Genomic DNA, 8,716 nt, shown 5'->3' with positions numbered 1-8,716 from the left:
CAGCTTCTGGTTTTCCTTTTCCAAATAATTCGTCAACTGCCCGCAGCTGCCGGTATTGCCGCCCGTTTCACTGGCAGTAATGTTTACATGTGCCATAATCAAATCATTTTAAGCTGGCGGCGGGTTTCGTCCTGAAGATCTCTGATCAGTTTGGACTGTGTCAAAGAATTCAGACCATCCCGGACCTGTATGTAGTTTTCCAGAATCTTGATATAATGATCCTGTAATCGCTCCTTCCCCCTTAGCAGAGCATAGACCTCCCTCTGGTTCTTCTGTACCTCTAAAAGTACCTCTTTGCTGCCATTGAAAGACCTGAGCATTTCTGTGGCCAGGCTCACAAACTCGCCCCGCATCTTGCCCTCCGGAAGCATTTCAAAGAAAGCTTCAAACTGGCTGCCTAACCCCTTGACCTGCTCGGCCTGTATCTTATGCTCGGCAAGCATCGGTGCCAGGATATCCTTTTCCTGGACTTTGATGAAACTAATGATCCGGTTGATGCCCTGCCCCAGCTCTTTCTTTAACAGCTCGTCGCTCAGGTCTGCCGGGTCTTTCTTGGATTTATAGAAATAGTCGACCATTTCAGCAAGCAGGTCCTGCTTGCTGCGCCCCAGCTTCTCGGCGATTTTGCCGAATTTCTCATCGGTTGCCTCTGTAAAACGGACTGACTTGTTATACTTTTTTTCCATAGCTCAATATATCAATTGATATACTCAAATAAGCTATTTAAGGCCAAATAGGCAACTTTAATCAGTAAAATATATTCAAGCTATACTAATCGCAGTATAAAAAAACATATAATAGATTGAATATCAATATTTTAGCCTCGCAGAGCAAGAATGAATTATCGCACAGCGTAATTTCTTCTTGCTTCTAAAAAAGAACAACAGGATGGGATAAGAAAATTGAGAAAGATTGCCGTTTTAAGGGGTTATTGAGATACAAGGTGATAAGGCTTACGAAGAACCCTATGTTATGAAGGGCATACCAAGGGTTTACTGGGACTAGCCGACTCAAATTTGTTCTATATCTGTCTTACTTCTGTTTTTTGAATGTTTAGCCTGGTTCACACGGCAGATTATTCGTAAATATCTTTTCGGTGACCGACCGCAACAACGTCGATGATTAAATCTGTATCAAAAATTTCGTAGATGATGCGGTAATTGCCTGTCCTGATCCTATACCCGTCCCGCCCTTTCAACTTCTTGCAACCCAGGGGGCGAGGGTCTTCGGCTAAATTGGCAATGGCCTCCAGGATTGGGGTAGCAATGTGATCTGAAAACTTGTCTAACTGCTTTTGGGCTTTGGGGGCCAAGACTATGGTATAGCTAGACATTCTTCGCTTTCCTGCTGTTTAGATAATCAGAAAAAAGCATCCGTTCCCCAGTATCCTCTTTTTTGGCTTCATCATACAGGCGGATGTCTTCCAACTCCTCCAATTCTTCCATGAGGGATTCAAACTCCTGCACTGGCAGGACAACCAACGACTTGTTGCCCTTGGTATCGTTAATATACTGTGGATGTACGTCGACCATGCTAACCTCTTTTTTTTCCAAAAATACCATTTCCCCATCGAAACATCAAACCAGCCTATTTGCCCCTGATAGATAGGGTTCAATTAAATCAACTCCACAATAGTCAACTAAACATTTAGTTGACGCGCGCCAGTTTAGCTTTTAGCCATCCGGAGGTTTTTGTTTTGTTTTCACACCAGAATCCAATTGAAAATTTCCCAATCACCCCTCTCAAAGAAAATAGCGTGCGCAAAGCGACGCAAGCCGAAGGAGCGGGTGGAAAACCAAATTGATTACTCTTAAAACCTTGAAATTTTGCCAACAAACTATATAGTAGTAAAACAATATAGTTTACTATAGGTACTTCTTGAATAAACAGACTTTTGGTCAGGAATAAACAGACTTTTGGTCAGGATACGGCATGAATAAACCGACTTTTGGTCAGGAATATCAAACCTTATGATTTTACAAGTCTGTTTATTAAATACTGAATAAACAGACTTTTGGTCAGGAATTAAACGCCTTACTATTTTATAAGTCTGTTTATTAATAGGAAATAAACGGACTTTTGGTCAGGAATTATCAGATTTGTATTTATACAAGTCTGGTAATTCTTTATATTTACATTTTGAAACTGGATTAAGGCCATGAAGAAGGTTAAAGTGAAAGACAAGAGAGGTGTTGCGCAAATGACACTGCCGCTTATTTATAATGAAAGTGATGTCAAAAAGTATGCTAAACAGCATTGGAACGTAACTTTTGCTCGGCAGAAGAAGGTCTCTGTCTATGCCAAGAGAATTATGGCCAACGTTATGGCTATGATAAAAGATGATGATTCTGATTTGCGTCCTTACTACCAAATGCACGTTTCAACCATTGTACCTAATACCGACACTGATTCTTACACAAAAATCAAGAATGCATTTGTTGAGCTTGCTAAGCTACATTGGTTACTCGAGGACATTGAGAAGAAAAGGTTTGAGGTAAGGCATTTACTCAATACATCCGACGTAAACTGTAAATATGAAAATGGCACTATTACTGTTGTTCTTAATCCTATTTTAAAGCCATACTTCATAGAGATTGCCCATTATACAACCTATGAATTAAAGCATTATATGCATTTCTCAAGTTGGTATAGTCTTCGAATGTTTGAATTACTAGCTGCTTTTAAGGATACAGGAATATGGGTGGTGTCCATTGCGGAATTTAGAAAACTCATGGATTGCGATGGAAAATATCCTGACACAACAGATTTGATAAAAAAAACTCTTTCTGAACCTCTTGAAGAATTAGATAGCACAGATTTAGCTTTCACTTTTAAAACTATACAGGATTCCAGCTCTCATGCCCGAGGTCGCAAGCCTGTAATTGCGCTTGAATTCCACCTTAAAAACGTGATCGCGAAGAATGTCCCAGAAGATTGGTTTGAATTCTCTGACGCACATAAAAACGTACTTTTAAGACTACGCGCATGGATGGTGACGGATGCAAATATAGTTCGCTATGCAAAAGTGATCGGAATGGAGGGGGCAAATAAGTTACTTTATGACTGGCAACTCAAGGGAAAGGAGATCCAAGACAAGGCTAAATATTGTAATGCGGTGTGGGTTCGTGTCGGCAAGGCTGCTATGGATTAATCACTGGCTAATTAAATAATCTCCGCAACCATCCTTTTTTTGACTGTTTTTCCGGAACCCCTTCCTTCGGCAGTTCTTGCCCTGGTGCAGCTGTCAATAGATAGGTCTGCTTTTCAATAATATTTAATAAACGGCTAATCTCTTCCCTAGCCTCTCGCTCACGGTGCTCAGACTCCCGACGGCGATTTTCTTCGACGGTGATCTTTTCTTCGGCATGCTGCAATTTGAGCTGTAAGAGCTCTATTTCTGCTGTTGCATTAACTGTTTTACCCCCTGTTGCAAGCAGTTGCATACTATTTTTTTGCAACACCACTGCACCATGTTGTACCGCAACAGGCGCTTTGAATGATGGGTACACTCTAGCTAGCTCACTCGTATCTATTACCGGAGTATCGCCATCCATTATCTTGCTTAATTTGCCAGATTTGATATGTCGGTGCAGTGTGCTTCGGTTTTTGCCGGTTAATCTAGATGCTTCGGATATGCTTATTTTAGCCATGTTGCACGCTGTTGTTTTGTCACAATTTACAACATGTTTCATAGTGTTGCACTAACAGTAAGTTTTACTAACTCAATTCCGCGTCTTAAAGTGGTACATTGATTGTTGAGATGGCTATTTAAGCCGCTTTTGCGAGGGTTTTAGCGCGCGTGGCGGCCGCCGGCACAAGTCTCTTGAAAGGGACGTTTTGTGACTGGTAATATTGCTCAGACTAAAATCATCCGGCCTATTATCTTGATAACCAGTAATAGTTACTATCTTTAAACACCTCTTTATAATGTTTTTTCTCGGTTTTAGACAAAAATACCACTGTATTTTACGGCCTGAATTAATTAGAAACCTAATAGAGAAACTATGAGAACAAACACTTTAAAAGTCTTAAAGGCTTATTTGCAACTACCTGCCGAAGAAAAGCTCAAGTTTCTTCATGAAGTGATGAAAATTGAAAAGATGCACACCGCAGTCAAGTCGGACTACGAAAAAACGCTCCTTTCCATCCCCGTTTAACGGCGCTAACCTAATTGAGATTAAAGATTGCTGCTTAAAAATTCTTGTTCATATTCATCAATATAACCTCTCAACGTGTCTTGCAAAAAAACCATATACATTGTAGACGATGATGAAGATGACCTTTTTCTTATGCGAGAGGTAATATCCGATTTGCAGCTTAATATTGACGTTCACTATGCTTCAAACGGTAGACAGCTATTAGATATTCTGGACAAAAACATCAAAAATGCCCTGATCTTGATCGATATGAATATGCCAATCATGAATGGGATTGAAACTCTAAAAGCGGTTTATGCTGACTCCGATTTTAAACATTTAAGGTCCATACTTATCTCAACTAGTGATCGAGATGAATTGAAACAACTTGCTTTGACTTCGGGAGCAATGAAGTTTATTTGCAAGCCCAGTGAGTATGGTGGGTATCTCCAATTAATGAAAGATATTTTTTACAAGTGCTTTTGAATTATTAGTTTTCCCAGGCCATAGAACAGTAAATGATGGCTGAAGACCGCTGCACCTGGTACGGCCGCTGCTCCGGAACATAATGGAAAAAGTGACCAAACCTTGTACAAAACCAAGAACTTCGCCCAACCGGCCGGCACCCCCTTGTTCTGTGTTCCGTCATTTAACATAAAAAGGGTTATAAAAACGCACCGGCGGGTTTCTGGGTTTTCTCCTGTTTTATCGGTTCCATAGGAAGGTGCAGGAGGTTGCATTTTTAAATGGTCTCAGTATCTTTTAACCTAGATTATTCCAAATTATTTTAAAAGCGCATCCGGTTATATCTTCACTTCCACTAAAGCTAGACTTAATACTCCCTGCTAGTTCATAAAATTATTCGTAATATAATTAGTATTACTATTCCATTATATATCAAAATAATTTTTTAACACTCTAAGTATTTTACGATATTCATGCTTTATAGGGTTTTCATACTATACCACCCTTATACCAGTACATAAACTTTTCAACATGTCTTCTTATGAAAACAAAACAACTACTACCAAAAGCATTTTACGCAGTTACGCTTGGGGCGGGAATCCTTCTCGGTTCGTCAAACGCTTTCGCACAGGTGAAAATCGGTACAAACCCGACAACGATTACCCCCAATTCCAATCTGGATGTGGAAGGAGTTAGTAACAGGCACACTGTCGTGATGAAATCCGGTCGTGTGGGCATCGGCACCACCACAGCACCCTTTAGCACACTTCATGTCGAGGCGGTCGAAAATGAGACTAATGTTATAGCGTCTAATGTTATTGCCCGTTTTGAGCCAATGGGAGGCTCAAATTTTAACACGCCTGCTAGTATCATGGTCAATGGCGGACGTGCTGTATTGGGTTATGCTGTGGATGCTGAGCAAAACAAATATGCTTTTTTAAGAGCGAATACCTTAGGCGATATTAGGTTGCAGGTAATGGATTTTAATTCGACCCTGATTCCGGATGCCTTTGTGATGTCAGGACAAACGGGCTCATATGGCTTTATAGGTATTAACAATGAAGCGCCACAATCCCAGCTGGATGTTCGTGGGACAACCAAAATCATGGCAGGTACTGGCGCACAAACTGGTAGTGCTTGGATAGGAACATCCAATATGAATGGTTTAGAAGTGACTACCAATCCAGCTGGTGATGCATACGTGGGTATACAACGTGCCGGAGTTGGTGCTTCGCTGTATCTTAGCAAGCCTGCTGGCGCTGTCAGTGGACAGCGGTTTCAAGGCTTCCAGGTAGGTGGCACTACTGTCGGCTCGGTTAACTACGACGGGTCCGGGGTACAGTATAGTGTCACTTCCGATCAACGCCTGAAAGAAAACATCCGTACCTCAAAGTTCGGGCTGGAAGCATTGAAGGCAGTCAAAGTGTACGATTATAACTTCAAAGCAGATCAAACCAAATCACTTTCTACGGGGGTACTGGCCCAGGAATTACACAAAATATACCCGCAAGCAGTTACTGTAGGCGGCTCCAATGCTAAAAATAACCCCTGGCAGGTAGATTACAGTAAACTTATTCCTATGCTGGTAAAATCCGTTCAGGAGCTCAGCCAGGAAGTAGAATCCCTGAAAAGCGAAAAAGCACAGCTGAGTGCAGAACTTAACGAGCGCGTAAGCAAGCTTGAGCGCTTGTTAAGCGCAGGTGAGAATGCAAAATCAGCGAGTTCGGCCTCTTCACTGTCCGGGTCTGTTAGTAAATAGAGCAGGTTATCCTCAAATGCTATTTACACATAAACAAAACGGAACAATGGAGAAAACATATAACAATTCTTCCGGAAGCAGAGACTGGACCACAGCATTAATTGCTATGGCGCTGCTTCTGCTGGCCTTTTTAGCCCGGGCGCAGGAAGGGAGCCAGGGTAACACGACCATTTTTGGTGGTGCCCAAATGACCTTTTTTAGCGACCACAACTTTGCAACCGGCGGCGGCGGTGCACAGCCGGGTGTAATACTGACCCAGCGTGAGGCAGGCAACTTTGGGGTCCTTAATTTTTCAGGTGCCAACCTTGTTTCAACAAACGCATCTGATGCGGGGTATGTGGACGGTTACGTACGAAAGTATGGTACCGGACAATTTATCTTTCCCGTCGGAGATAATGGCAACCTGGGCCAGTTCGCTGCTTCTGGAGATGGAATTATGGGAGCATATTTTCATGCAGACCCTAATACTGCGACTACCAGCAATCTTTTTACCGGAGCCGATTATACAGCACTCCCTTCGGGTGGACCATTTGCAACCAGCAGCATGGGACCCAATGTCGATGTGGTAAGCACGGTAGAATACTGGGATATTGATGGAAGCAGCACAACCCCGCTCACTCTGACGTGGGATGCCGGCAGCGCAATTGGAACACTTACAGGCAGCCAGCTTAACAAACTGACCATAGTCGGATGGAACGGGACGCAATGGGTGGCTATTGATTCGAAAATGGACGCAACCTCGGTCTTAGGCGGTACAAGCGACCTGACGGCCGGGTCTATTACGACAACAGCAGCTATTGTACCTGATACTTATACCGCTTATACGTTTGCCGCACTGGCAGTCCCACTTCCGGTTACCTTGATCAGCTTCAATGTTACAAAAGAAGGGCAGGCCGCGCAATTAAAATGGTCTACTACGGCTGAAACCAACAGTGACCGTTTCGAAGTAGAGCACAGCATCAATGGCAAGACCTGGAACAAGATTGGGATCGTGGAATCTTACGGTGAAAGTAAGGTTTTGAGGGATTACCAATATGCTCATTACGCACGTGCAAGCGGCGGTCCGTCGCACGGAGAAAACCTGTACCGGTTAAAAATGGTGGACAACGACGAAACGTTTGCATATAGCCGTATCCGCAGTATTAATTTTGATGATAGCCCATCAGATTTATCTGTTTATCCAAACCCTTCTTCCGACAAGCTCAATATCAAGGATTATGCCAATGTAAGGGAAATGGTTATAAGTGACCTTAATGGCCGCTCAGTATATCAGTCGGCGTCATTTTCAACTGGCAATGGTACGGTTGATATCAAGGACCTTGCACAAGGAATGTACATTATAAAAATAACCCGGCTAAACGGCGAACTCTCTACACACAAAATAGTGGTTAACAAATAATCACAACTGGCATAATGGCCTAAACGCATTATAAACTGTGAATAATTATAATACCCTTCCGATTATGTCAGAAGGGTATTTTCTTGTCTAACCTGGCAAGTAAAGATCTCTATATGCCGTGCCCGAAACCGGGCTTTTTCTGTTGCCCATGCCTGGGTTTCATTTCCGGCTCCTGCACAATCTCTTTATTTTCCCTTTTGTTTTGCCCCAAAGCCTGACCCTGCTCTTTGGCTTGCCTGGCCTGTTGGCTCCGCTCGGCCACAATTATATCGGCACGCTGCATCGCTGTCCCGTTCAGCATCACCTTCCGGTATTGGAACGTTTCGCTCAGCTCACGTTCATAGCCAAACGTTCGGTCAAAAGCTTTCTCGCAGCGCTCTGTAAAATCCAGCCGGTCAAACTGCCCAAATTTCTGGCTGTGCCCGGCGTTGCTCCCCCGGTGGTTGGTCATCGGGCTGATCAGCCGGCCATTGTCTGCCGTTTTGCGGCTCACGATCAACTGCGCATGCATCTGATTGCCCTCCTTCGCTTCCCCACGTTGACGGAGGCCCTGCTTTACTTCCGGATCTTCATGGGTGTAATACCGGTTGTATTCAATTTTGCCATAATACATGATATCCTTATCAGATAGCCCTTTATTGAAATTCCCTGCATACTCTTTCATCACTTCACGCGCAAACGCTTTCAGCTTTTGAGGATCATTGCCAATATGGTCAAGCTCCTTTCCGGAAGGGCTGATATTGATCAGGTAAAATTTAGCTTCTGCCTTTTTAAGCTTGGCTACGTTCTGATCTATCCCGGTTTTGACCTGGTCAGGCCCGATATCATCACGCACCTGGTCAAACCATAACTCTTTTTTGCCCAGCTTCTGGTTTTCCTTTTCCAAATAATTCGTCAACTGCCCGCAGCTGCCGGTATTGCCGCCCGTTTCACTGGCAGTAATGTTTACATGTGCCA

10 protein-coding genes are annotated in these 8,716 nt (G+C 43.2%); 4 read left to right on the top strand and 6 right to left on the bottom strand.

Annotated elements, in window-relative coordinates; genetic code table 11:
- The 4 genes from G395_RS32855 to G395_RS0126735 all read right to left on the bottom strand — a co-directional run.
- A partial coding sequence (locus tag G395_RS32855; protein WP_229204304.1) for a DUF5712 family protein occupies window positions 1-96 on the bottom strand: 96 nt, incomplete at its 3' end.
- 2 nt (window positions 97-98) lie between these two features.
- Window positions 99-686 carry a BfmA/BtgA family mobilization protein gene (locus G395_RS0126745; RefSeq protein ID WP_026632817.1) on the bottom strand — a complete coding sequence of 196 codons (588 nt, stop codon included), beginning with the start codon at window positions 684-686 and terminating at the stop codon, window positions 99-101.
- Between the two features lie 389 nt (window positions 687-1,075).
- A complete protein-coding gene (locus G395_RS33190) occupies window positions 1,076-1,333 on the bottom strand; it encodes a type II toxin-antitoxin system RelE family toxin (protein ID WP_026632816.1) in 258 nt (85 codons plus the stop codon).
- Window positions 1,326-1,532 carry a RelB antitoxin-like protein gene (locus G395_RS0126735; protein WP_026632815.1) on the bottom strand — a complete coding sequence of 69 codons (207 nt, stop codon included), beginning with the start codon at window positions 1,530-1,532 and terminating at the stop codon, window positions 1,326-1,328. Before G395_RS0126735 ends, G395_RS33190 begins: the two co-directional genes overlap by 8 nt.
- A gap of 626 nt (window positions 1,533-2,158) precedes the next feature.
- On the opposite strand from G395_RS0126735, the gene G395_RS30670 reads away from it, so the two are divergent.
- The gene (locus G395_RS30670) at window positions 2,159-3,151 is read left to right on the top strand and encodes a replication initiation protein (protein ID WP_035362178.1); all 993 of its coding nucleotides are present in this window, start codon (window positions 2,159-2,161) and stop codon (window positions 3,149-3,151) included.
- Window positions 3,152-3,158: 7 nt separating this feature from the next.
- Here the strand turns inward: G395_RS30670 and G395_RS30665 are convergent, their stop codons facing one another.
- Complete coding sequence (locus tag G395_RS30665; protein ID WP_157486844.1) at window positions 3,159-3,650, bottom strand: hypothetical protein; 492 nt, start codon at window positions 3,648-3,650, stop codon at window positions 3,159-3,161.
- 582 nt (window positions 3,651-4,232) lie between these two features.
- Here G395_RS30665 and G395_RS0126710 point away from each other — a divergent pair.
- The 3 genes from G395_RS0126710 to G395_RS31445 all read left to right on the top strand — a co-directional run bounded on the left by G395_RS0126710 (window position 4,233) and on the right by G395_RS31445 (window position 7,759).
- Window positions 4,233-4,622, top strand: a complete 390-nt coding sequence (locus G395_RS0126710; protein WP_262485409.1) for a response regulator — start codon at window positions 4,233-4,235, stop codon at window positions 4,620-4,622.
- A gap of 520 nt (window positions 4,623-5,142) precedes the next feature.
- Complete coding sequence (locus tag G395_RS0126700) at window positions 5,143-6,360, top strand: tail fiber domain-containing protein (protein ID WP_026632812.1); 1,218 nt, start codon at window positions 5,143-5,145, stop codon at window positions 6,358-6,360.
- Window positions 6,361-6,406: 46 nt separating this feature from the next.
- Complete coding sequence (locus G395_RS31445; protein WP_051350435.1) at window positions 6,407-7,759, top strand: T9SS type A sorting domain-containing protein; 1,353 nt, start codon at window positions 6,407-6,409, stop codon at window positions 7,757-7,759.
- A gap of 109 nt (window positions 7,760-7,868) precedes the next feature.
- Here G395_RS31445 and G395_RS32475 read toward each other — a convergent pair.
- On the bottom strand, window positions 7,869-8,716 hold an 848-nt coding region (locus G395_RS32475; protein WP_169720101.1), incomplete at its 5' end, for a DUF5712 family protein.

It is taken from the genome of Dyadobacter alkalitolerans DSM 23607 (assembly GCF_000428845.1).
Lineage (GTDB): Bacteria > Bacteroidota > Bacteroidia > Cytophagales > Spirosomataceae > Dyadobacter > Dyadobacter alkalitolerans.
The sequence above is the reverse complement of the archived record's forward strand: the minus strand, read 5'-3'. Positions and strand labels throughout refer to the sequence as shown.